Here is a 24,213-nt window from a genome sequence, read left to right on the forward strand (position 1 = left end):
ACTCACGCAAGCGTGATGGTATAAGCACGGTCAGTCGCCCAGTTGACCGATAATTTCCCGCTTACAGTAGATTTCAAAAAAGAAAAGCGGGCCGAAGCCCGCTTTCTTATACATTCGCTTAGGGTAGCCGAAGCCTAACCTTTTCAGGCCGGAAGGACCGTACCCTGCAGCGTCATCAGCTGGTGCAGGAAAATCTCTGCCTTCGTGCGATGTTCGTTCGTCGAAGCATCTTCGAGATGCTTGCGAGCTATTTCGATGCGCTTCTGAATATCAGCAGGATCGACGTCATCAACATGCGTGGCGGATTCCGCGAGAATGGTGCAGCCCTGCGGGGTAATGTCGGCAAAGCCGCCAAAAACCACATAGGCGTCAGACTTGCCGTCGCCCAGCTTCACCGAAACGACACCCGGCATGATCGTCGTCATCAGCGGCGAATGACCTGCGAGAGCCGTCAGGTAGCCTTCACTGCCCGGAATGACGACTTCCGTCACCTGTGCGGAAAGCAGGAGGCGTTCTGGCGACACGAGTTCGAATTGGAAAGCTTGAGCCATGGTTCTCACTTAAATTTCTAGAGCTTGATCCCGAATGCAAACCGGCTTCCGGAAAAGATCATACTCAAACAAATGAACAGGCATTTTCGGCGGGCTTGAGAGCCCGCCGAAAACTCAATTCATTAAGCGGCTTCAGCAGCCAGCTTCTTCGCCTTTTCGATCGCTTCTTCAATCGAGCCAACCATGTAGAAGGCTGGTTCTGGAAGATGATCGTACTCACCTGCGCAAAGACCCTTGAAGCCCTTGATGGTGTCGGCGAGGTCAACCAGCTTGCCTGGCGAACCGGTGAACACTTCAGCAACGAAGAACGGCTGCGACAGGAAGCGTTCGATCTTACGAGCGCGCGCAACGGTCAGCTTATCTTCTTCCGACAGTTCGTCCATACCGAGGATGGCGATGATGTCCTGAAGCGACTTGTAGCGCTGCAGGATCGACTGAACCTGACGGGCAACATTGTAGTGTTCTTCACCGACGATCATTGGATCGAGCATACGCGAAGTGGATTCCAGAGGATCCACAGCAGGGTAAATACCCTTTTCAGCGATCGAACGGTTCAGCGTGGTGGTCGCATCCAAGTGAGCGAACGACGTTGCCGGTGCAGGGTCGGTCAAATCGTCGGCAGGAACGTAAATTGCCTGAACCGAAGTAATCGAACCCTTGGTCGTCGTGGTGATGCGTTCCTGCATCGCGCCCATGTCGGTTGCCAGCGTTGGCTGATAACCCACAGCGGAAGGAATACGGCCCAGAAGTGCCGAAAGTTCCGAACCAGCCTGCGTGAAGCGGAAGATGTTGTCCACGAAGAACAGAACGTCCTGGCCCTTGTCACGGAAGTTTTCAGCAACCGTCAGACCCGACAGAGCAACGCGAGCGCGCGCACCCGGAGGCTCGTTCATCTGACCGTAAACAAGTGCGGCCTTCGAGCCTTCACCGCCACCGAGCTTGTTAACGCCCGATTCGATCATTTCGTGGTAAAGGTCGTTACCTTCACGGGTACGTTCACCAACGCCTGCGAATACGGAGTAACCACCGTGCGCCTTAGCAACGTTGTTGATCAGTTCCATGATGAGAACGGTCTTGCCAACGCCTGCACCGCCGAACAGACCAATCTTACCACCCTTTGCGTAAGGAGCGAGAAGGTCAACAACCTTGATGCCCGTTACGAGGATTTCAGCTTCGGTCGACTGTTCGATGTACTCAGGAGCTTCCTGGTGAATCGCGCGACGTGCAGTGGTCTTGATCGGACCTGCTTCGTCAACTGGCTCACCAATAACGTTCATGATACGGCCAAGCGTTTCTTCGCCAACCGGAACCATGATCGGGTTGCCCGTGTCGCGTACTTCGTGACCACGGACGAGACCTTCGGTCGAGTCCATAGCAATCGTGCGAACGGTGTTTTCGCCCAGGTGCTGTGCAACTTCAAGAACCAGACGGTTGCCGAGGTTGTCGGTTTCCAGAGCGTTGAGGATCAGCGGGAGCTGACCGTCTTCGAACTGTACGTCGACAACAGCGCCGATGACCTGAGTGATCTTGCCTACTGCACCGGTCGTTGCTGCCTTAGGAGCTGCGTCAGCCTTAGCGGCGGCCGCCTTAGCTGGAGCAGTCTTGGCTGGAGCCTTCTTGGCTGGAGCCTTGGCCGCAGCTGGCTTCGCTTCGGCCGCGGCGGTAGTTTTCGGGGTCGCTGCTTTTGCCATCGATCCTTTTACCTTCCGATTAGAGCGCTTCCGCGCCCGAAATGATTTCGATCAGTTCCTTGGTGATCTGAGCCTGACGCTGACGGTTATACGTGATCGACAACTTGTTGATCATGTCACCGGCGTTACGCGTCGCATTGTCCATTGCGCTCATCTTCGCGCCCATTTCGCCCGCCACATTTTCCAGCAGAGCGCGGAAAATCTGGACCGAAATATTGCGCGGGATCAGCGTGCTCAGGATCGCCGCAGGATCAGGTTCGTACTCATAAATCGCATCGCCTGCAGTATCCGCCTGCTCAGCATTTCCAGCCGAAGCCGGAATGATCTGCTGCGCGGTCGGAATCTGTGCGATCACCGACTTGAACTCGGAATAGAACAGCGTGCAGACATCAAAAGCGCCCTGTTCAAACAGTTCAATGATCTTGTGGCCGATCTGGTCGGCATGCACAAAAGCAAGCTGTTTGACTTCACGCAGATTGACATGGTCAATGATCAACGAAGCAAATTCACGACGCAGAATGTCTGCACCTTTTTTACCGATCGTCAGAATCTTGACTGTCTTGCCTTCAGCGAGGAGCTTGCGGGCATGATCACGCGCATAACGCGCAATCTGCGAGTTGAAACCGCCGCAAAGGCCACGTTCTGCAGTAGCGACGACGAGCAGATGCACGTCGTCCTTACCTGTACCAGCCATCAAAGCCGGTGCATCTTCACCGCTCACGTTCTGCGCGATGTTAGCGAGAACGGCGCCCATGCGCTGCGAATAAGGCCGTGCAGCCTCCGCAGCTTCCTGGGCACGGCGCAGCTTCGCCGCGGCGACCATCTGCATCGCCTTGGTGATTTTCTGCGTCGCCTTGACCGAGGCGATACGGTTTCTCAGATCCTTTAGTGAAGGCATCCGTTCATCCCGTCACAAAGTTCAAGCAAAAGACTTGGCGAACGCGTCGACCGCTGCCTTGAGCTTTGCTTTGATGTTGTCGGTGAGTGCCTTTTCGTCGCGGATCGCGTCGAGAACATCCTTGTGCTCGGTGCGCAGCGAAGAAAGAAGACCTGCTTCGAACTTGCCAACCTGGTTGACGGCGATCTTATCGAGATAGCCATTCACGCCAGCGTAAATCACGGCAACCTGTTCTTCCGTCTTGAGCGGCGAGAACTGTGGCTGCTTGAGAAGTTCGGTCAGGCGTGCACCGCGGTTAAGCAGACGCTGAGTCGAAGCATCAAGATCCGAACCGAACTGAGCAAATGCTGCCATTTCACGATACTGGGCAAGTTCACCCTTAATCGAACCGGCAACCTGCTTCATGGCCTTGATCTGAGCGGACGAACCAACGCGGGAAACCGACAGACCGACGTTAACAGCCGGACGGATACCCTGATAGAACAGGTTGGTTTCGAGGAAGATCTGGCCGTCGGTGATCGAGATCACGTTGGTCGGAATGAACGCGGAAACGTCGTTGCCCTGCGTTTCGATGACTGGCAGAGCCGTCAGCGAACCAGCGCCGTTTTCGTCGTTGAGCTTTGCAGCGCGCTCGAGAAGACGCGAGTGCAGATAGAAAACGTCGCCTGGGTAAGCTTCACGGCCCGGAGGACGACGAAGCAGAAGCGACATCTGACGATAAGCAACAGCCTGCTTGGAAAGATCGTCATAGCCGATCAGAGCGTGCTGGCCATTGTCACGGAAATATTCGCCGATGGCGCAGCCTGCGAATGGTGCAAGATACTGCATCGGAGCCGGATCGGAAGCGGTAGCCGCGATCACGACGGAATATTCGAGAGCGCCGCGTTCTTCGAGAACCTTAACGAACTGAGCAACAGTCGAACGCTTCTGGCCGATAGCAACGTAAACGCAATAAAGCTTTTCGCTATCTGGGCCGTTGTCGTGGATTGGCTTCTGGTTAAGGAAGGTATCGAGAATGATAGCGGTCTTGCCGGTCTGACGGTCACCGATGACCAGCTCGCGCTGACCACGACCAACAGGGATCAGAGCGTCAACAGCCTTGAGGCCGGTCGACATTGGCTCATGAACCGACTTACGCGGAATGATGCCTGGTGCCTTGACGTCGACGCGGCGACGCTCAGTAGCAACGATTGGGCCCTTGCCGTCGATTGGATTGCCGAGAGCATCGACAACGCGGCCGAGCAGGCCTGGACCGACTGGAACGTCAACGATCGCTCCGGTACGCTTGACGACGTCGCCTTCCTTGATGTCACGGTCGGCACCGAAAATAACCACACCGACATTGTCGGTTTCAAGGTTAAGCGCCATGCCGCGAATACCACCAGGGAATTCGACCATTTCGCCAGCCTGAACATTGTCCAGACCGTAAACGCGGGCGATACCGTCGCCGACGGACAGAACCTGACCGACTTCGGAGACCTCAGCCTCCTTGCCGAAGTTCTTGATTTGCTCTTTCAGGATAGCGGAAATTTCCGCGGCGCGGATGTCCATCAGCCGACCTCTTTCAGTGCAAGCTTGAGAGAAGAAAGTTTAGTGCGAAGGGACGTGTCGATCTGACGCGAACCCATTTTGACGACAAGCCCGCCGAGGATCGAAGGATCTACGGTGACATTGATCGTCACGTCCTTGCCGGCCACGCTCTTCAGCGTTGCCTTCAATTCGTTCTGCTGAGCGCTCGTCAGCTCATGCGCAGAAATAACATCTGCGGAAACTTCGCCGCGATGTTCAGCTGCAATCTCACGGAAAGCGGCGATGATGCCCGGCAGCGCAAACAGGCGACGATTAGACGCCACGACGCGCAGGAAATTGCCGACCAGACCTTTGATGCCAGCCTTGTCAGCAATCGCGCCAATGGCGTGAAGCTGGTCTTCAGCATTGAAGACCGGGCTGGAAATCAGACGCTTCAGGTCTTCGCTTCCGCTCAGAAGCGCCTCGAAACGGCCAAGATCTTTTTCCACAGCAGCAACGGATTTTGCATCGAGCGCGAGCTCAAACAACGATCCGGCGTAACGCTGTGCGACACCTGAAATGAGCGAAGACGTTTCTGCCACGAACAACCTGCTCTCTACGTTGAAACCATCTTTTTGGGAGTTCAGCAGGACCAAAAGGCCCAAGCAGATGATTTTATTGAATGTTTCCGGGGAACCCCTGACGCGCGAGCGCGACAACACCGAAATGTGATTGCCGTCTAGCATAGACGAACCGGACTCGCAACACGCGAATCCCGCACTTTTGTGTAAGTTTTGCCGCAATTTTAGGTTAGAAAACTACTAACCAAGCCCACTAATGAAGCAGGATGCTTTTTAGCACGGCAACTTGGCCTCGACTCTCGCCTCCGCCCTGCCCTTACCTGGCTTCTCAGCTGACGAAACCAAAAGCGTAAAGCAAAGGTCCGGCGGCAAGCAAAAATTCGATGACGGCAGCAACAATGTTGTAAAAAGTTGCGCTTTTATCCGACATCATTGAAATGAAGCGGCCGAAGAGCGCAAATCCCCATACGGCACCCAGCACAACCCAGAGAAAAGGTTGTGCGAAGATGAGACAACCGAGCCCGACGCCAAGATAAGGACCGGCCAGAACAGCGCGGATGGAGCTATAAGCTTCCGGACGCGCGTTGATTGGCTGAAGACGCAGCAGCTTCATGGTGATGCCCGGCGCAAAAAGCATGATCAGTCCCGCTAGCGCCGTTACGACCGCAGCACTCCAGGCAAGCCACTCGCCGGTGGTCATGGGGAGATAAAATTCCATTGCGTTTCACCTCTTGGTTTCAAGCGCTATAGCGAAAAACCCGACGCGTTTCCATAGCTTTGGACGCTACAGGAAGCTCTGCGGATCAATATCCACCTGCACCCGGATAGAGCCACGCTCTTTGGGTGCAGCTGCAAGAAGCGCACGGATAAACCCTTGAATATCCGCCCTTTTCGTTCCGTGAACGAGGATGCGGAACCGATGCCTGCCACGCACCAGTGCAAGCGGCGCTTCAGCTGGACCAAGCACCGAAACCTCAGAAGAATGAGGTGCTGCACGCCTTAACGCGCGCGCATGATTTTCAGCATCAGGCCGGTTGTCAGCGGATATAATCAGCGCGGCAAGTCGTCCGAATGGTGGCAGGGCACTTCGTTCGCGCTCTTCGATTTCCCGCGCATAAAACGCTTCCGAATCACCGCTGACGATAGCTCGCATCACCGGATGGTCAGGCTGATAGGTCTGAAGCAGACCAAGGCTCTTGCGGCCTGTTCGGCCTGCGCGGCCTGTCACCTGATTGAGCAGCTGGAAAGTGCGTTCGGCTGCACGCGGATCGCCATTGGCAAGCCCGAGATCGGCATCCACAACGCCCACAAGCGTCATGTTTGGGAAGTTATGCCCCTTGGCCACGAGCTGCGTGCCGATGACAATATCCGCCTCGCCCTTGGCAATGGCATCCAGTTCAAGCCGAAGGCGCTTAACGCCGCCCGCCATATCCGACGAAAGAACAATGATTCGCGCATCCGGGAAAGTTGCAGCCACTTCCTCGGCAATGCGTTCAACACCCGGTCCACAGGCAACCAGATGGTCAAGCGTACCGCATTCCGGGCAAGCTTCCGGCACTGGCTCATGATAGCCGCACTGATGGCACATCAACTGCCCACGAAAACGGTGCTCAACCAGCCAGCTTGAACATTGCGGGCACTGGAAACGGTGACCGCAAACACGGCAAAGCGTGAGCGGCGCGTAGCCCCGCCTGTTGAGAAACAGCAGCGCCTGTTCGCCGCGCTCAACAGTCTTACCCACAGCCTCGGTCAAGGCTGGCGACAAAAACCGTCCCGGCGGAGGCGGAGAGCGCCGCATATCAATAGTCTTCAGTGTCGGAAGTGCCGCTTCCGCGTAGCGACCATAGAGCTTGATTCGCTTGTAGCGCCCCTGATCGGCATTCACCTGACTTTCGATAGAAGGCGTTGCCGATGCCAATATCACTGGAAAACCGCCAATATGGCCACGCACGACCGCCATATCGCGCGCATTATAGAAGACGCGATCTTCCTGTTTGTAAGCCGGATCATGTTCTTCATCGACCACAATCAGGCCAAGCTCCTTGAACGGCAAAAACAATGCCGAACGAGCACCGGCGACCACACGCACGGTTCCCTCCGCAATCTGCCGCCAGACGCGCTCGCGTGTGCGCGGCGCAAGATCGGAGTGCCACTCGGCAGGCTTTGCCCCGAAGCGATCATGAAAGCGGTCGAGAAACTGTTGTGTCAGCGCAATTTCCGGCAAAAGAATCAGCACCTGCTTGCCCATCTCGAGCGCCTTGGCGACGGCCTCAAAATAGACTTCGGTTTTGCCGGAGCCGGTCACACCATCAAGCAGTGAAACTGAGAAAGAGTCTTCCTCAACCGATTCGGCCAACATTTCGGCAGCAGCCTGCTGATCCTCCGACAGTGTGGCCCGCGAATAATCCGTATCCGGCGCGGCAACGACAGCAGGCGGCGGAAGCATCACTTCCTCAAACACGCCCTGCGTTTTCAGACCATCCACAACGGTCAGCGAGACACCAGCGGCATGGGCCAACCCAGAGCGGGTCCACGCCAAACCGTCGCGTGCCAGTTCCATCACCCGGGCGCGGGCATCCGTCATGCGCTCCGGCTCGTGACCATTGTAACGAAGCCCCGGTACTTTCGGCTCAGGATCAAAGGCTGCGGGCGCGCGAAGCACCATGCGCGCCACCATTCCGGGCGGCGAAAGCGTATAATCGGCGGCCCAGCGCATGAAACGCAGCATCTGAGCATCCACAGGCGGGCAATCGAAAACTTCAGAAATTGCACGCAACTTCTTGGCGTCAACAGCATCGGTCGCGCCATCACAAACGATTCCCGCAACCTTGCGCGGCCCCAACGGCACGCGCACGATTGAACCGGGCTGGACATGCATTCCCTCCGGCACCATATAAGAATAAGGCCGCTCCGCGGGCATGGGTACAAGCACCGGCACCACACTCGGAGTGGGTTCCGCGAAAAGGCTCAAAATATCGTGCGAATCTTTCGACATGATTGCGTGACCTTGGCGTGGCTTTGCGCTAAAGAAAAGCCACCTTCCGGGAATTAAATGGATTTAGTTTCCCACAACACCCCGCGCTCATTATGGAGGAACGCTGTTATGAAGTTTTTCGTCGACACTGCGGACGTCAAGGAAATCCGCGAACTCAACGACCTCGGACTGGTCGATGGCGTGACCACCAACCCGTCGCTGATCCTCAAGTCTGGCCGCGATATTCTCGAAGTAACAAAAGAAATCTGCTCCTTCGTCAAGGGCCCGGTTTCGGCTGAAGTTGCTGGAACAGAATACGAGCAGATCATGAAGGAAGCTGCCGTCATTGCCAAGATCGCAGATAATATCTGCATCAAGCTGCCACTGACGCTCGATGGCCTCAAGGCTTGTAAGGCACTGACCTCCGATGGTCACAAGACCAACGTGACGCTCTGCTTCTCGGCCAATCAGGCTCTGCTCGCAGCAAAAGCAGGCGCGACCTTCGTATCGCCATTCATCGGCCGCATTGATGACATGGGCGTCAACGGCATGGAACTGATTGCTGAAATCCGTACCATTTTCGACAACTACGATTTCCGCACTGAAATCCTCGCCGCTTCGGTTCGTACCGTAAACCACGTCAAGGAAGCAGCTCTCATCGGCGCCGACGTCGTTACCGCGCCTCCGGCAACACTCAAGGCACTCGTCAAGCATCCGCTGACCGACAAGGGCCTCGAAACCTTCCTCGCCGACTGGGCGAAGACCGGTCAGAAAATTGCTTAATCAGTCTACTGATTAGAATGTAAAACGGCGGATCATTGATCCGCCGTTTTTGTTTATCCAAGTTCAGTTTCGCCGTCATGCTTGGCAACATGGATCGGCCTGCTGCCGCAATATTCCGTAATGGCTTCCGCGAGCCGGGCCGAATGCGTGACCACCCATATCTGACTGCGCTCGGAAGCGCGCGCGATCATCTTCGCAAGCGATGGAATCATGTCAGGATGCAGGCTGGCCTCCGGCTCGTTCAGAGCAATCAAAGGCGGCAGCCGATAGGACAGAAGTGCGCCTGCAAGCGCGAGCAGACGTATCTGCCCGTCAGATAGCTCGCCCGGCCGAAATACGCGTGGCGGAAAGGCCGGAAAATTAAGGCCAAATGTTGCAGTTTCTTCCGGATACGGAATGACCAGCTTTGCACCTTCCAGCGCACCGGCAATCAGATGATCAAGATCGACCGTATCCTGACGGATATGGGCAAGCGTCGCAAAGACCGAAGCCAGATTGCTGCCGTCTTCATCGAGCATCGCAGCGGTTGCGGCAATTGATGGCTGACGCACCGGTGCATCGCGGTCGCTTCTGAAGCCATGATAGAAGCGCCAGCCGCGCATTTGCGCTGCGAGATCACCGATCTCCGGATAATGCCCTGACTGTCCCAAGACGGAGAGACCGCTCTCCGATGTTAAAAGGCGGCTCGGGTGCTCGGTCCGCCGCCCCTCGCCGTCACGCGCAAAAACTGCTGGCCCTTTGCGGTCCATCAGATCAACCGGACGTCGCCCGGTGTCAAGATTGAGCTGCTCTTCCTTGATCTGCGGCTCAAACGGAAAAGCGCCCGATACCGGCGGCGGGAGTCCTGCTTCGACACGGTAAGACAGGCGCGAAGCGAGGCGTTCATCTTCAAATTCAGCCTCAAGGATGATTCGCGCTGGTTCGTGTTTGCGTCGGGTGCCGCTCCACATGGCAGATTGCATACCGCCTTCGCGCACGATCTCGGTTGAGAATGTGCCTTCTGCAGCAGCTTTCACGAGCTGCAGGGCGCGATAGAGATTGGATTTTCCAGCGCCGTTTTCACCGACAAAGACCGTGACCTGCCCCAGATCAAACCGGACAGACCGAAGCGAGCGATAGCCTTTTGCCGAAAATGAAGCGAGCCGTGCGCCGCCTTTTCAAACTCAAACAAGCTGACGCGCTCAGAGCTTCGACATCTGCATTGCAAGTGCGAGATAGATCTGCTCGGCCAGTTCTTCGGCTGCACGCTTGGTCGCATCACGCTGCGCACGCAGGTTGGCGAATTCCTGACGCGGACGGTCGAAAGATGCACCAGCGGTACGTGTGCCGGAGACAAGAGGCTTGCCATCCTTGTCACGCAATACGTAGCTCGACGTAGCCTTCACGATACCAGCGGATGGACGGCCGGTACGGTCGGTCTGATCGCCGATATCGACACTCACGGCATTCAGCGTATTTGCGCTGAGGCCAAGGCTGAGACGATAGCTCGGAGTCGCAGGTTCGCCAGCACCACCTCCCAAAAGGAAGATCAGGCGATTACGAACCTGTTGCTGGAACACATTGCCTGCCGGGTCGATGGCAATCGACGCGAGCTTGCTGCGCATATCGGGTGCAACACTGCCACCGATCGTGCCACCGGCACCACCTGACGAATAAAGCGGATGCACTGTACAGCCTGCAATCAGAACCGCTGCTCCAAGAGCAGCGATTGCGACACGAAAGGCCTTAAATGCTGAAATAAAGCGATCAGGCAACGACATTGACGATCCTTTGCGGAACCACGATGATCTTCTTCGGCGAGCCCCCTTCGAGCGCGGCCTTGACGAAGTCAAGTTCGAGCACCGCCTGCTGGATTGTAGCTTGATCAGCGTCGCGCGCGATTGTCAAATCCCCACGCTTCTTACCGTTGATCTGAACCGGCAGAACGATCTCGTTTTCCACGATCAGAGCCGCATCGAACTTCGGCCATGCTGCGCGGGCGACCAGTGTTTCCTGACCGGCAATCTTGCCACCCAGTTCAATTGCACATTGTTCAGCCAGATGGGGCATCATTGGTGCAAGCATCATAACCAGCATTTCGGTCGCTTCACGCAATGCAGCTTTCAGCTCGTCGTCAGCCTTATCGGCTGCAACCTGCTGCAGTGGCGCTGCAAGCGTGTTGACCAGCTCGTAAAGGCGGGCAACAGCTCGGTTGAAGGCGAGCTTTTCGATGTCGTCACCAACAGCCTGAACAGTCTTATGCGCAGCCTTTGATACGGTGAGCGCATCGCCCTGCGTGCCAGCCTTTGGCGCTATATCCTTCAAGCCAGCAGCGGCTTCCGAAACCAGACGCCAGACGCGCTGTACGAAACGATGCGCGCCTTCGGCACCGGCTTCCGTCCAGATGACGTCGCGTTCCGGCGGGCTGTCTGACAGCATGAACCAGCGCGCAGTATCGGCGCCGTAAGACGAAATAATGTCGTCAGGATCGACCACATTCTTCTTCGACTTCGACATTTTTTCAATCGAACCGATTTCGACCGGCGCTCCACCTTCGATGAGCGTTGCGACGCGCTTGCCGTCAACGTCTTCGATGCGGATATCGGCAGGCGCAACCCACTGACCATCGGCCTTATAGGTTTCATGCACCACCATGCCCTGCGTAAACAGGCCCTTGAATGGCTCATCGATACCGACATGGCCTGCCACTTTCATGGCGCGGGTAAAGAAGCGCGAATAGAGCAGATGCAGGATCGCGTGCTCAACACCACCGATATACTGATCGACAGGCAACCAGCGATCGGCAATCGCACGATCTGTCGGCTCGTTTTCCCACGGCGCGGTGAAGCGCGTGTAATACCAGGACGAATCGACGAACGTATCCATCGTGTCCGTTTCGCGACGAGCTTCGCCACCGCATTTCGGGCACTTCACATGACGCCAAGTCGCATGACGGTCGAGCGGATTGCCCGGGCGGTCAAACTCGACATCATCCGGCAGCTTGACTGGAAGATCGGCACGCGGCACCGGATTGACGCCACAGCTTTCGCAATGGATCATCGGGATCGGGCAGCCCCAGTAACGCTGACGCGAAATACCCCAGTCACGGAGACGGAACTGAACTTTGCGTTCAGCCTGCGGGCGGCCATCGAGCTCGGTCTTTTCCAGACGCTCCGCCACTTCGGCAAAAGCTGCTTCAGGCGTCATGCCATCGAGGAAGCGCGAATTGATCATCACGCCATCGTCGGTATAGGCCGTTTCGCCCACACTGAAGCTTGCAGCGTCCTCGCCCTTCGGCAGGACAACCGGCGTCACTTTCAGCGAATATTTATTGGCAAAATCCAGATCGCGCTGATCATGTGCAGGACAGCCGAAGACAGCGCCAGTGCCATATTCCATCAACACGAAATTGGCGACATAGAGCGGCAGTTCCCAATTCTCATCGAACGGGTGCTTGACCTTGATGCCGGTATCGAAGCCCTTCTTTTCAGCGGTTTCAAGCGCTGCGAGCGACGTGCCATGCTGATGGCACTCATCAATGAAACCGGTGAGCGAGGCATTGTTTTCTGCAAGCTTCTTCGCCAGTGGGTGATCGGCAGAGATCGCCACGAAAGCCGCACCGAACAGTGTGTCCGGACGGGTCGTGTAAACTTCAACTTCTGAGAAGCCAGCAGGTGCGGTCGACGCATTCAGCGCAAAACGAACCTGCAGGCCTTCCGACTTGCCAATCCAGTTCTTCTGCATGACGCGGACTTTTTCCGGCCACTGGTCAAGCGTGTCGAGACCCGCCAGCAGATCTTCGCTGAAATCGGTGATTTTGAAGAACCACTGTGTCAGCTCGCGCTGTTCGACCAGCGCACCAGAGCGCCAGCCGCGACCATCCACCACCTGCTCATTGGCAAGCACCGTGTTGTCGACCGGGTCCCAGTTGACCTTGGACGTCTTACGCGTCACCAGACCTTTTTCAAACAGATCGATGAACAGCATCTGCTGACGATGGTAATACTCGACATCGCAGGTCGCAAATTCACGCGACCAGTCGAGTGACAGGCCCATGGATTTCAGCTGACGCTTCATCGTGTCGATGTTCTGGTAGGTCCATTCCTTCGGATGCACCTTGTTCTGCATCGCCGCGTTTTCCGCAGGCATACCGAACGCATCCCAGCCCATCGGATGAAGCACGTTGAAACCCTTGGCGCGCTTGTAGCGGGCAACAACGTCACCCATCGCATAGTTGCGCACATGGCCCATGTGAATGCGCCCTGATGGATAAGGGAACATTTCTAGGACGTAGTACTTCTCGCGGGGATCGCTGTTGTCGGTTTCGAAAGTCTGGTTTTCTTCCCAGATTTTCTGCCAATGAGCTTCCGCCACACGCGGATTATAACGTTCGGATGCCATGAGCGTATTTACTCGTACGAAGGTGATGCAATAAGGAGAGTCGATATTTAATGGCGACCTTCACCACGTATTGGCGAGAGCGTCAACCTTTTGCGGACTTAAAAGCCTGAAAGCGAGAATTCCATGTCAGATATTGGGTCAGATATTGGTGCGAACCTGAACACGGTCAAGACCGCGATTGCCAATGCAGAAAAAGAAGCGCTGCGCAAAAAGGGCTCCGTAACACTGGTGGCGGTTTCAAAAACCTTCGAAGCCGATGAAATTCGCCCGGCACTTGATCTCGGCCAACGGATCTTTGGTGAAAACCGCGTTCAGGAAGCTCTAGCCAAGTGGCCCGGCTTACGTGAAGCCTATTCGGGCATCGAGCTGCATCTGATCGGACCGCTGCAATCCAACAAGGCAGCAGACGCCGTGGCCCTCTTCGACGTGATCGAAACCGTCGACCGCGAAAAGATCGCCGCCGCCTTAGCCGTCGAGATCAAAAAGCAGGGCAAAAGCCCGAAGCTCTATGTACAGGTCAATACCGGCCTTGAAGAACAAAAGGCTGGCATCCCGCCAAAAGAAGCAGTCAGCTTTGTCGAACGCTGCCGCACCGAACATGGCCTATCCATCGAAGGCCTGATGTGCATCCCGCCTGCAGATGAAAATCCGGGGCCGCATTTTGCACTGCTTGAAAAGCTTGCCCGCGCCGCAGGCGTTGAAAAGCTCTCCATGGGCATGTCGGGTGATTATGAAACCGCTATCGGTTTCGGCGCAACTTCAGTGCGCGTGGGGTCGGCGATTTTCGGCAGCAGAAGCTATTCGCCTTCTGCTTGAGGCCGTGGAGGCTGCCGGTGCGCACGCACCTTCTCAATAAGTTTGGTGTAAATCCAGGCCAGAATGATTGCGACCACGCACCCGAGCGCTATCTCGATGAGCCGCGATAGTGCGAGCAGAAGCTCTTCATTGCGCGTTTGAGCAAAGCGTCCCGCATCCATCACAATTACCACGGTTGCGGGCGCCAGACGCCAATTGACCGGATAACGGTCGATCATCAGGATCACGAAGACGGTTAATGCTGCTCCAAACAGACTGGCAATCGGCGAATATCCCACGAGCCAGATCGTGATCATACCGATCATGCATCCCACTGCCGTATTGATGGCGCGTGCTTGCGAAAGCGCAAGCGTGGTGCGGACATCGGGATCGGAAATGATGAGAACGGTAATCACCGCCCATATCGGATGCTCAATCCCCGCCCATTGCAATCCAAACCAGCAGATCAGACAGCCAAGCAATGTCTTGGAGGCGTAGAGCAGCGCTTTTTCCGGGTGAGAAAGATGCACAAACGCCATTTGATGAGCCTTAATCCTCGCTGAAATCAGACCATGATGCCAATCATAGAGGAGCTTCGGTCAATGCAAAAGCATCTCTCCCTGCAAATGTTTCCAGTCAGACGGACCAAGCAGCTTGCAGTGAACATAGACCACTGAATGCAGCGGACCGTCGATCTTCTCCTTCCAGAACTCTATGAAGTGGTGCAGCACGGGGAAATCTGGCGCGATATCATAATCCTGCCAGACAAAGAGCTGCAGCAGATGCGGATGATCAGGCATGTGGTAGAAAAGCTTTGCCGTTGTCAGACCGTAACCGGCAAGCTGGAGCTCAAAAGCCGACTTCGCACCGAGGGCGGGCTTTGAATTAAAAGCGGATGTCGTCATAGCGATTTCCCCTTTTTATAGGGGCCTATTGTGAACATTGAGAGGCTCCGACAATAATTATACTCGTCAAAAATAGTTTTTAAATAGTAAAAACAATATGTTAGCACCATATCAAGATGAGTGCTGCCACGTTGATCATATTTTTGTGCTGCGTCACTCTGGACCATAGTCGATCCCAATGTCTAATTTACGTTTAGCCAGACGGAATGTAGATGAGTCTGGCGATAGCTTCGCCCCGATGCGAGCTATCGATTACGGCGGGAGGATCGCCGTACAGCAAGGAGGATGACATGTCGGAAAAGCTTTACCCTGTTCTGCCGGGGGCAAAGAAGAACACGCTCATAGATAACGAGAAGTATCTCGAATGGTACAATGAGAGCGTGACCGACCCGGATGGATTCTGGGCCAAGCACGGCCGACGGATTGATTGGTTCAAACCCTTCACCAAAGTCAAGAACACCGATTTCAATGGCGATGTTTCGATCAAGTGGTATGAGGATGGCGTAACTAACGTCTCCTACAACTGTATCGACCGTCATCTGAAAAGCCGTGGCGATAAGGTTGCGATCATCTGGGAAGGTGACAATCCTTATATCGACAAGAAGATCACCTATCGCGAGCTGCATGAAAATGTCTGCCGCCTTGCCAATGTGCTGAAGAAGCATGGCGTCAAGAAGGGTGATCGCGTCACCATCTATCTGCCGATGATCCCGGAAGCAGCTTACGCAATGCTCGCCTGCGCCCGTATTGGTGCGGTGCATTCCGTCGTCTTTGCTGGCTTTTCGCCGGAAGCACTGGCCGGTCGTATCGTTGACTGTGAATCCACTTTCGTCATCACGGCGGATGAAGGCGTGCGCGGCGGCAGGCCGGTTCCACTGAAAGAAAACACCGATACCGCTATCGACATCGCTGCCAAGCAATATGTGATGGTCAACAAGGTCCTGACTGTGCGCCGTACCGGCGGCAAGGTCAGCTGGGGACCGGGCCGCGATCTCTGGTATCATCAGGAAGTCGCAAGCGTCGAACCGACCTGCGAACCGGAACCAATGAACGCGGAAGATCCGCTGTTCATCCTCTACACTTCCGGCTCCACCGGCAAGCCAAAGGGTGTGCTGCACACCACCGGCGGCTATCTTGTCTACGCTTCGATGACCCATCAATATGTCTTCGACTATCATGATGGCGACATCTACTGGTGTACCGCGGATGTGGGCTGGGTCACAGGCCATTCCTATATCGTCTACGGACCGCTGGCTAACGGCGCCACCACACTGATGTTTGAAGGTGTGCCAAACTTCCCTGATCAGGGTCGTTTCTGGGAAGTGGTGGACAAGCACCACGTCAACATCTTCTACACCGCACCAACGGCGATCCGCGCACTGATGGGCGCTGGCGACGAATTCGTCACCCGCTCATCGCGTTCAACGCTGCGCCTTCTCGGCTCGGTCGGCGAACCGATCAACCCGGAAGCTTGGGAATGGTATTACAACGTGGTCGGCGATCAGCATTCGCCAATCGTTGATACATGGTGGCAGACGGAAACCGGCGGTATACTGATCACGCCATTACCGGGCGCAACGGACCTCAAGCCGGGTTCTGCGACGCGTCCTTTCTTTGGCGTAAAGCCGCAGCTGGTGGACAATGAAGGCGCGATTGTCGAAGGTGCGACCGACGGCAATCTCTGCATCATCGATAGCTGGCCGGGCCAGATGCGTACCCTTTACGGCGATCACAAGCGCTTCATCGAAGCCTACTTCTCGACCTATAAGGGCAAGTATTTCACCGGCGACGGCTGCCGCCGTGATGAAGACGGTTACTACTGGATCACAGGCCGCGTCGATGACGTGCTCAATATTTCCGGCCATCGTCTTGGCACAGCGGAAATCGAGTCGGCACTCGTCTCGCATCACTCGGTTTCGGAAGCCGCTGTTGTCGGCTACCCGCACCCGATCAAGGGCCAGGGCATCTATTGCTATGTCACACTGATGACCGGCGAAGCCGTGCAGGACGAAGACGCTCTGCGCAAAGAGCTGGTAAGCCATGTACGTAAGGAAATCGGCCCGATTGCAACGCCGGACAAGATCCAGTTCTCGCCGGGCCTGCCAAAGACCCGCTCGGGCAAGATCATGCGCCGTATTCTGCGCAAGATCGCTGAAGACGAGTTCGGCTCACTGGGCGATACGTCGACACTCGCCGATCCGGGCGTCGTGGACGATCTGATCGAAAACCGCCAGAACAAGAAATAATAAAAAGCCCCGGGAAACCGGGGCTTTTTCTTTATTAACGGAGCCTGTAAATGCGCCCTAGTTTGATGAGATTTTCGTTCCTGCATGCCGAAAATCGTGATCTTCGAGAACCGGAGCGGAGTGTACTTTTGGGTACATGAGCACCGGAAGCGCAAAAGAACGCGATTTGCAGGCCGCAGAAACGGAAATATCCCAAACTTAGAAGTCGATGGTCCGCCCTTTAATCTCCCAGTCGCCAAAGCGCGCTGGATCTTTGCCGCCGCGACCGCCAATTTCACGCGGTAGCTTTTCGGCATTCTCACTCGCGCGGCGCTCTTCCGCTTCTTTCAGCGCGCGCTGGGCTGCCGGTGGCAAATCTTCAAACTTGCGTGGTTCGGCATTATCGTCGTTGGCGGGTTCGTTGAACTTATCGGTCATCTGTTTGCGATCCGTTATTAGAGCCCATTATTGAAGATCAGGCATTTCATACCCATCATATAGTTAAACCTGACGGGGAAGCAAAACCCCGATTAAGTAAACTGTTGCTGAACCGGAGACCTATACGCATGAATATGACGAAAACTGCCATGCTGATTGCTCTCATGACAGTCATGTTCATGAGCATCGGCTATTTGCTGGGCGGCGGCGGCGGCATGATGATCGCACTGGTGGTCGCTGTTGCGATGAACCTGTTTGGCTACTGGAATTCCGACAAGATGGTGCTGCGCATGTACAATGCGCAGGAAGTCGATGAGCGTTCCGGCTCCGATTATTATCGTATGGTCAGGGGGCTTGCTGCCAATGCGGGCCTGCCGATGCCAAAGGTCTATATTATCCACGAAGACCAGCCCAATGCCTTTGCAACGGGCCGAAACCCGGAAAATGCGGCCGTCGCAGCCACAACCGGCCTTCTCAATCGACTGACACCGGAAGAAGTTGCGGGCGTGATGGCACATGAGCTGGCGCATGTTCAGAACCGCGATACGCTGACCATGACAATCGTGGCCACACTTGCCGGTGCCATTTCCATGCTCGGCAATTTTGCATTTTTCCTCGGCGGAAACCGCGAAAACGGCAATGGGATTATCGGCGTCATCGGTACAATTCTTGCAATGATCGTGGCTCCTTTTGCGGCGATGATCGTGCAGATGGCGGTAAGCCGTACCCGCGAATATGCCGCCGACCGTCGCGGTGCTGAAATCTGCGGCAACCCGCTCTGGCTCTCATCCGCCCTTGGCAAGATCGCCCGTGGCGCTAAGTCTGTTGTCAATGAGGAAGCCGAGCACAACCCGGCAACTGCCCATATGTTTATCATCAACCCGCTGAGCGGACGTGGTGCAGACAACCTGTTTTCGACACATCCGGACACGGATAATCGTATTCAGGCGCTGGAGCAGATGGCTGCAGAAATGGGTATTCGCTCGGCTGGAATGACGCAGCGCAACACAGCCCCTGCACAAAACAGTGGTCCTTGGGGACAAACTAGTGGTAATGCAGACAAAAATAACAGTGGTGGTTCCGGTTCCAATTCTGGCTACCGAGGCCCGTGGTCGTAGAAACGCATCCCAAGCGTTAGATAAAGTAGAACAGCGTGAACGATAAGAAACCTGCGCCAAAGCGTGGAAATAACAAGCAGCAGACACATGACTACGTCGCAGACCGTGCCGAACAACAACGGCCCGGTCTTGCCGCACGTCTCACTGCGGCCCGCCTGCTTGGTGCAGTGATTGAAAAGAACACATCGCTCGACGGTCTGACCGATAACAGCCATGGCCATCCCCAGTATCTGGCACTTGAGCCACGCGACCGTTCGCTCGTTCGCGCTATTTTGGGCTCGGCGCTACGCAATCGCGGTAGCATTGATCGAGCAATCAACAAGCGTCTCGACCGCCCATTGCCAGAAAACGCGCATGCGCTCAAACACCTGTTGCATGTAGCCGTCGCGCAGATTTTCTATCTCAACCTGCCCGATCACTCTGCCGTTGACCTGGCCGTTGAAGCGGCGAATTATGACCCGCGTAATCGTAAATATGCAGGTCTGGTGAACGCTCTTCTGCGCCGTCTGTCGCGCAACAAAGAGCGTGCACTCGAGCACACATTGCAGCCTGAAAAAAATGTGCCGGAATGGTTTTCAAGAAGCCTTACCGATTCCTATGGCCCGAAAAAAACCGAAGCTATTTTGACCATGCATGGTTACGAGCCACCAATCGATTTCACCGTTAAGAGTGATCCGAAGGAATGGGCAGAGAAACTCGGCGGTGTAGCCTTGCCTAACGGTTCTGTCCGTCTTGAGACGGTTGCGGGCAACCTCACCGACCTGCCCGGTTTTGCCGAGGGCGATTGGTGGGTACAGGATGCCGCCGCAAGCCTGCCAGCGCGCCTGATGGGCGACATCAAGGGCAAGCGCGTAGCCGATCTTTGTGCAGCACCGGGTGGCAAGACAGCACAGCTTGTGCTTCAAGGTGCCGATGTGACAGCCCTTGATATGTCTGAAAACCGCCTCAAGCGCCTTGACGGCAACCTGGAACGTTTGGGCCTAAAAGCCCGCACGGTTGCTAGCAATATGATGGATTTTAAGCCGGATACGTTGTTTGATGCCGTACTGCTGGATGCGCCCTGCTCATCCACCGGCACCGTGCGCCGTCACCCGGATGTGCCATGGACCAAGACACCACAGGATATTAAGAAGCTTGCGACCCTTCAGGCCAAAATGCTTGATAAGGCCATCACGCTTGTGAAACCCGGCGGCACAGTATTGTTCTCTAATTGCTCGCTGCATCCGCAGGAGGGCGAGGACATGGCCCGTAATGCGCTCAAAAATCCGGCCATTGAAGCCTATCCGATTACGCTTGAAGAATGCCCCGGTCTTGAAGGTTTGATCACCAAAGAAGGCTTCCTGCGGTCGACCCCTGCCGATCTGCCCGCTGAAAATTTTGATGGCAATCCGAATATGGCAGGCATGGACGGCTTTTTCGCCGCTCGTTTCAGACGCAAGGCCTAAAGCATGTCGCGGAAAAGTGGGAACCGCCTTCGCGGGGAAATTAGTCCACTGGACTAATTTCTGATCCCGCTTCGATCCGATAACGACATGCGTACAAACAATGACTTAAAGCGCATCTCTTGAATACGAAAAATTGCGACGCGCTTTAATCAGTTAGCAACTGCTGATTAAAATCGATGAATTTGGCATAATGGGTGCCCTGCGCCCATTATGGTTAACACTCGATTCACCATTATCGACGATTCTAAGAATGCATGATTCCGAAATCTGGAAACCAGCATTTCGATACATCATGCCATGAAAGGACGGACCTGCCTTATCGGGTCCATTGCGAATGAATTTGAATACGGAGAATGAGAGGGTGGCAGTCGCGTTGAGCGAAACCCCGCATCTTTGGGGACTGGCTGTTGCACAGGCTTGGCGCAAGTTTAGCCGTCGCCTGCGCATGGGCCCGCTTTTTCGCTGGCGTTTCACCGGCTTCACACCGGAGCGCATCCTCATTGCACCTCCTGATCTTCGCGTTGCCGACCCGCAGCTGGCGCAGGAATTCTATCACGGCCGTTTCGCACTGGCCGGTCGCCTCGTCGAAACCGGCGGCATGTCGCCCTTTGCAGTAGAGCCGCCAAGTCCTGAATGGGAAGCAGCCCTTCAGGGCTTTGGCTGGCTGCGTCACTTGAAAAGCGCCAATAGCGAGCTTGCCACCGCCAATGCGCGTGCGCTCGTTGATGACTGGATGCGCCTTTATGGCAAACGCATCGGTGGCCTTGCCTGGTCGCCGGAAGTAACGGCGCAGCGCATCATCGCCTGGCTGCAGCATTCCAACCTCTTTCTCTCTGGCGCAGAACTGCCTGCCTACCGCAAATTCATGCGTTCGCTTGCCATGCAGGTGCGTTACCTCCGCACGGTCGCCTCCGCCATGGATGACGGCGAAGAACGTCTGCGTGCGCGCATTGCGCTTGCCTTTGCAGCACTCGCCTTGCCGGTTTCACCACCGACCGCCCGCGCAGCCCGTCGCAATCTCGAATATGAGCTGAAGCGCCAGATCCTGCCTGATGGCGGGCATATCTCGCGCAACCCGGTTACGATCCTTGAACTGCTGGCCGATCTTCTGCCGCTGCGTCAGACCTATGCCAATGGCACGGAATCCCCGCCAAAGGCATTGATCGAAGCTGTCGAGCGCATGTTGCCGGCACTGCGTTTCTTCCGGCATCAGGATGGCAGCCTAGCGCTTTTCAATGGTGTTGGACCAACGCTGTCCGAGCGCATCATTTCTGTTTTGCGTCACGATGAAACCGCAGGTTCACCGCTGACCCACGCGCCTTATTCGGGCTATGAACGCCTGTCGATGGGTGCGACGACCATTATCGCCGATACCGGCCTTCCGCCGCCTGTAACGGCATCGCGTGATGCCCATGCGGGCTGTCTCGCCTTTGAAATGTCTTCGGGCCGTCAGCGCTATATCGTCAATTCCGGTGTCGACCGTTACGGCCCACCGGAATTTCGCCCGTTGGGGCGCTCGACGGCTGCGCACTCGACTGCCACCATCAATGACACTTCATCCTGCCGTTTCAGCCTGAATGCAGGCCTCTCCAACATGATCGGCACGCCGATTATTGCAGGCCCGACGAAAGTTCAGCGCGACCGCGTGGAAGACCTTGGACGTCAAGGCTTTGTCGCAAGCCATGATGGCTATGCCCGCCTTTTCGGTATTTACCATGAGCGGCGCGTTGTGCTCTCGCATAATGGCAGCGTCATTCAGGGTGCCGACCGTTTCTATCGTGGCGATGCCAAGGCTTTGAAAGCCAATGGTCGCGACAATGTCGCGGTGCGCTTTCATATCCACCCATCGGTGGATATCTCGTTTGATGAAAACGGCCTGATTATCCTCAGTGCCCCACATGACGACACATGGGCCTTTTCCTGTTTCGAAGTTGCTCCGCAATTGGAAGACAGCATCTTCTTTGCAGGCTTCCGCGGACCTGTGACATCAAAGCAAATCGTCCTGTCCTTCCCGGCTTCTGAACTGCCGGAAGTGAACTGGCAATTCAGCCGCGTTGCGATTGGAAGTTACGCCTAATCAACAAAGCCCCGATTGCTGGCTTTTAGGGTATGATTCGTGTCTCAGCTGTGCTAACTCGCCATCGTCCCACCCTTCCTGAACGCAAAACGCTTCAGCAACGAAGAGACCGTTTCCTATGGCTGTCAGCTCCAAGCATATTCCCGCTCCCGATCTTCATCGGGTGCGCCGCGCCCTCCTTTCCGTGTCCGACAAGACCGGCCTCATCGATTTCGCCAAGGCACTTCATGCCCATGGCGTTGAAATCCTCTCGACCGGCGGTACCGCCAAGTCGATTGCCGCAGAAGGCATTCCTGTAAAGGACGTTTCGGAAGTCACCGGCTTCCCGGAAATCATGGACGGACGCGTAAAGACGCTGCACCCATCGGTTCACGGCGGCCTGCTTGCAGTGCGCAACGACCCTGAACACGTTGCTGCAATGGAAGCCCACGGCATTGGCGGCATCGATCTGGCCGTCATCAATCTCTACCCATTTGAAGAAGTCCGCTTCAAGGGCGGCGACTACGACACCACTGTTGAAAATATCGACATTGGTGGCCCAGCCATGATCCGCGCCTCGGCAAAGAACCATGCCTATGTCGCAACCGTTGTCGATCCGGCCGACTATGCAGACGTTGTAGCCGAGCTCGAAAAGAACGAAGGCTCGCTGCCGATTTCTTTCCGCAAAAAGCTCGCAGCCAAGGCGTTCTCACGTACTGCCGCTTATGATGCAGCCATTTCAAACTGGTTTGCCGAAGCAATCAGTGAGGAAACCCCGACCTATCGCTCGGTTGCAGGCAAGCTGCACTCTGTCATGCGCTATGGTGAAAACCCACATCAGACGGCTGGTTTTTATCTGACCGGCGAACAGCGTCCGGGTGTGGCCACAGCAACGCAGCTTCAGGGCAAGCAGCTTTCCTATAACAACATCAACGACACGGATGCAGCTTTTGAGCTCGTAGCCGAGTTTGACCCAGCCCGCACGGCAGCCGTTGCCATCATCAAGCACGCCAATCCTTGCGGCGTCGCCGAAGCTGCAACCATCACCGAAGCCTATCTCAAGGCACTGGCCTGCGACCCTGTTTCGGCCTTTGGCGGTATTGTTGCGCTCAACAAGACACTTGATGAAGCTGCCGCTGAAGAAATCGTCAAAATCTTCACCGAAGTCATCATCGCGCCAGACGCCACCGAAGGCGCACAGGCCATCGTTGCAGCCAAGAAAAACCTACGTCTGCTGGTAACGGGCGGTCTGCCTGATCCGCGCGCCAAGGGCATTGCAGCGAAAACCGTTGCAGGCGGCTTGCTGGTTCAGTCGCGCGACAACGGTGTTGTCGATGATCTTGACCTTAAAGTTGTCACCAAGCGGAGCCCAAGCGAAGCCGAACTCAACGATATGAAGTTCGCTTTCCGCGTTGGTAAGCATGTGAAGTCGAACGCAATCGTCTACGTCAAGGATGGCGCAACGGTTGGCATCGGTGCAGGCCAGATGAGCCGCGTGGACTCGGCCCGTATCGCAGCGCGTAAGGCAGAAGATGCAGCAGAAGCTGCCGGTATTGCCGAGCCGCTGACCAAGGGCTGTGTTGTTGCGTCCGACGCGTTCTTCCCGTTTGCTGACGGTCTGCTGTCTGCTGTTCAGGCAGGTGCCACGGCGGTTATCCAGCCGGGCGGCTCGATGCGTGACGATGAAGTCATTGCTGCAGCTGACGAGCATGGCATTGCCATGGTGATGACCGGAATGCGTCACTTCCGTCACTAGAGCGCCGTGCGCCCTTCCGGGCGCACAAAGGTCGCTCTAATACAGCAATCTATATTGAACCCGAAAGCCCCGACAACACTATGTTGCCGGGGCTTTTTCTTTGAGAAC

At 55.8% G+C, this 24,213-nt stretch carries 20 protein-coding genes; 7 read left to right on the forward strand and 13 right to left on the reverse strand.

Annotation, left to right across the window (positions count from 1 at the left end):
• Nucleotides 1–143 precede the first annotated feature (143 nt).
• The 7 genes from CEV34_RS04855 to CEV34_RS04885 all read right to left on the reverse strand — a co-directional run bounded on the left by CEV34_RS04855 (nucleotide 144) and on the right by CEV34_RS04885 (nucleotide 8,225).
• A complete protein-coding gene (locus CEV34_RS04855) occupies nucleotides 144–551 on the reverse strand; it encodes a F0F1 ATP synthase subunit epsilon (protein ID WP_007876815.1) in 408 nt (135 codons plus the stop codon).
• Between the two features lie 122 nt (nucleotides 552–673).
• Nucleotides 674–2,242, reverse strand: coding sequence for a F0F1 ATP synthase subunit beta (atpD, locus tag CEV34_RS04860; RefSeq protein ID WP_007876816.1), 1,569 nt, complete (start codon nucleotides 2,240–2,242; stop codon nucleotides 674–676).
• 19 nt (nucleotides 2,243–2,261) lie between these two features.
• Nucleotides 2,262–3,140: a F0F1 ATP synthase subunit gamma gene (locus tag CEV34_RS04865; protein ID WP_007876818.1), complete on the reverse strand. Its 879-nt coding sequence runs from the start codon at nucleotides 3,138–3,140 to the stop codon at nucleotides 2,262–2,264.
• Nucleotides 3,141–3,161: 21 nt separating this feature from the next.
• Nucleotides 3,162–4,691 (reverse strand): F0F1 ATP synthase subunit alpha, encoded by a 1,530-nt coding sequence (gene atpA, locus CEV34_RS04870; RefSeq protein ID WP_007876822.1) that lies wholly within the window; start codon nucleotides 4,689–4,691, stop codon nucleotides 3,162–3,164.
• Nucleotides 4,691–5,251 (reverse strand): F0F1 ATP synthase subunit delta, encoded by a 561-nt coding sequence (locus tag CEV34_RS04875; RefSeq protein ID WP_007876824.1) that lies wholly within the window; start codon nucleotides 5,249–5,251, stop codon nucleotides 4,691–4,693. The genes atpA and CEV34_RS04875 overlap by 1 nt, the downstream gene beginning before the upstream one ends.
• 307 nt (nucleotides 5,252–5,558) lie before the next feature.
• On the reverse strand, nucleotides 5,559–5,948 hold the full coding sequence (locus tag CEV34_RS04880) for an AGROH133_08824 family phage infection protein (RefSeq protein ID WP_007876827.1): 390 nt from the start codon (nucleotides 5,946–5,948) through the stop codon (nucleotides 5,559–5,561).
• Nucleotides 5,949–6,014: 66 nt separating this feature from the next.
• Nucleotides 6,015–8,225: a primosomal protein N' gene (locus tag CEV34_RS04885; RefSeq protein ID WP_039860193.1), complete on the reverse strand. Its 2,211-nt coding sequence runs from the start codon at nucleotides 8,223–8,225 to the stop codon at nucleotides 6,015–6,017.
• 108 nt (nucleotides 8,226–8,333) lie between these two features.
• Between CEV34_RS04885 and fsa the strand changes: the two genes are divergently transcribed.
• Nucleotides 8,334–8,987 (forward strand): fructose-6-phosphate aldolase, encoded by a 654-nt coding sequence (fsa, locus tag CEV34_RS04890; protein WP_007876832.1) that lies wholly within the window; start codon nucleotides 8,334–8,336, stop codon nucleotides 8,985–8,987.
• Between the two features lie 53 nt (nucleotides 8,988–9,040).
• Here fsa and CEV34_RS04895 read toward each other — a convergent pair whose 3' ends face one another.
• From CEV34_RS04895 to leuS, 3 genes are all read right to left on the reverse strand, one after another.
• On the reverse strand, nucleotides 9,041–10,075 hold the full coding sequence (locus tag CEV34_RS04895; RefSeq protein ID WP_051063938.1) for an AAA family ATPase: 1,035 nt from the start codon (nucleotides 10,073–10,075) through the stop codon (nucleotides 9,041–9,043).
• Between the two features lie 93 nt (nucleotides 10,076–10,168).
• A complete protein-coding gene (gene lptE / locus CEV34_RS04900; protein WP_007876836.1) occupies nucleotides 10,169–10,747 on the reverse strand; it encodes an LPS assembly lipoprotein LptE in 579 nt (192 codons plus the stop codon).
• Complete coding sequence (gene leuS / locus CEV34_RS04905; RefSeq protein WP_007876838.1) at nucleotides 10,734–13,367, reverse strand: leucine--tRNA ligase; 2,634 nt, start codon at nucleotides 13,365–13,367, stop codon at nucleotides 10,734–10,736. The genes lptE and leuS overlap by 14 nt, the downstream gene beginning before the upstream one ends.
• Nucleotides 13,368–13,490: 123 nt before the next feature.
• On the opposite strand from leuS, the gene CEV34_RS04910 reads away from it, so the two are divergent.
• The gene (locus tag CEV34_RS04910; RefSeq protein WP_007876840.1) at nucleotides 13,491–14,183 is read left to right on the forward strand and encodes a YggS family pyridoxal phosphate-dependent enzyme; all 693 of its coding nucleotides are present in this window, start codon (nucleotides 13,491–13,493) and stop codon (nucleotides 14,181–14,183) included.
• Here CEV34_RS04910 and CEV34_RS04915 read toward each other — a convergent pair.
• Nucleotides 14,165–14,701 (reverse strand): FUSC family protein, encoded by a 537-nt coding sequence (locus CEV34_RS04915; RefSeq protein WP_007876841.1) that lies wholly within the window; start codon nucleotides 14,699–14,701, stop codon nucleotides 14,165–14,167. The two genes, CEV34_RS04910 and CEV34_RS04915, sit on opposite strands and share 19 nt — an antisense overlap.
• Before the next feature lie 60 nt (nucleotides 14,702–14,761).
• Nucleotides 14,762–15,067, reverse strand: a complete 306-nt coding sequence (locus CEV34_RS04920) for an usg protein (RefSeq protein WP_007876843.1) — start codon at nucleotides 15,065–15,067, stop codon at nucleotides 14,762–14,764.
• Nucleotides 15,068–15,357: 290 nt separating this feature from the next.
• Here CEV34_RS04920 and acs point away from each other — a divergent pair, with 290 nt between their 5' ends.
• Entirely contained in the window at nucleotides 15,358–17,313 is a 1,956-nt protein-coding gene (gene acs, locus CEV34_RS04925; protein ID WP_007876845.1) for an acetate--CoA ligase, read from the forward strand.
• A 198-nt stretch (nucleotides 17,314–17,511) separates the two neighbouring features.
• Here acs and CEV34_RS04930 read toward each other — a convergent pair whose 3' ends face one another.
• Nucleotides 17,512–17,730: a DUF1674 domain-containing protein gene (locus tag CEV34_RS04930; protein WP_007876846.1), complete on the reverse strand. Its 219-nt coding sequence runs from the start codon at nucleotides 17,728–17,730 to the stop codon at nucleotides 17,512–17,514.
• Nucleotides 17,731–17,858: 128 nt separating this feature from the next.
• Here CEV34_RS04930 and htpX point away from each other — a divergent pair, with 128 nt between their 5' ends.
• From htpX to purH, 4 genes are all read left to right on the forward strand, one after another.
• Entirely contained in the window at nucleotides 17,859–18,848 is a 990-nt protein-coding gene (gene htpX / locus CEV34_RS04935) for a zinc metalloprotease HtpX (RefSeq protein WP_007876847.1), read from the forward strand.
• Nucleotides 18,849–18,883: 35 nt separating this feature from the next.
• The gene (locus tag CEV34_RS04940) at nucleotides 18,884–20,293 is read left to right on the forward strand and encodes an RsmB/NOP family class I SAM-dependent RNA methyltransferase (protein ID WP_007876848.1); all 1,410 of its coding nucleotides are present in this window, start codon (nucleotides 18,884–18,886) and stop codon (nucleotides 20,291–20,293) included.
• A gap of 361 nt (nucleotides 20,294–20,654) precedes the next feature.
• Nucleotides 20,655–22,370 carry a heparinase II/III family protein gene (locus CEV34_RS04945; RefSeq protein WP_374891553.1) on the forward strand — a complete coding sequence of 572 codons (1,716 nt, stop codon included), beginning with the start codon at nucleotides 20,655–20,657 and terminating at the stop codon, nucleotides 22,368–22,370.
• Between the two features lie 118 nt (nucleotides 22,371–22,488).
• Nucleotides 22,489–24,105, forward strand: a complete 1,617-nt coding sequence (gene purH, locus CEV34_RS04950) for a bifunctional phosphoribosylaminoimidazolecarboxamide formyltransferase/IMP cyclohydrolase (protein ID WP_007876857.1) — start codon at nucleotides 22,489–22,491, stop codon at nucleotides 24,103–24,105.
• Nucleotides 24,106–24,213 lie beyond the last annotated feature (108 nt).

It is taken from the genome of Brucella pseudogrignonensis, from assembly GCF_002252525.1.
GTDB lineage: Bacteria > Pseudomonadota > Alphaproteobacteria > Rhizobiales > Rhizobiaceae > Brucella > Brucella pseudogrignonensis.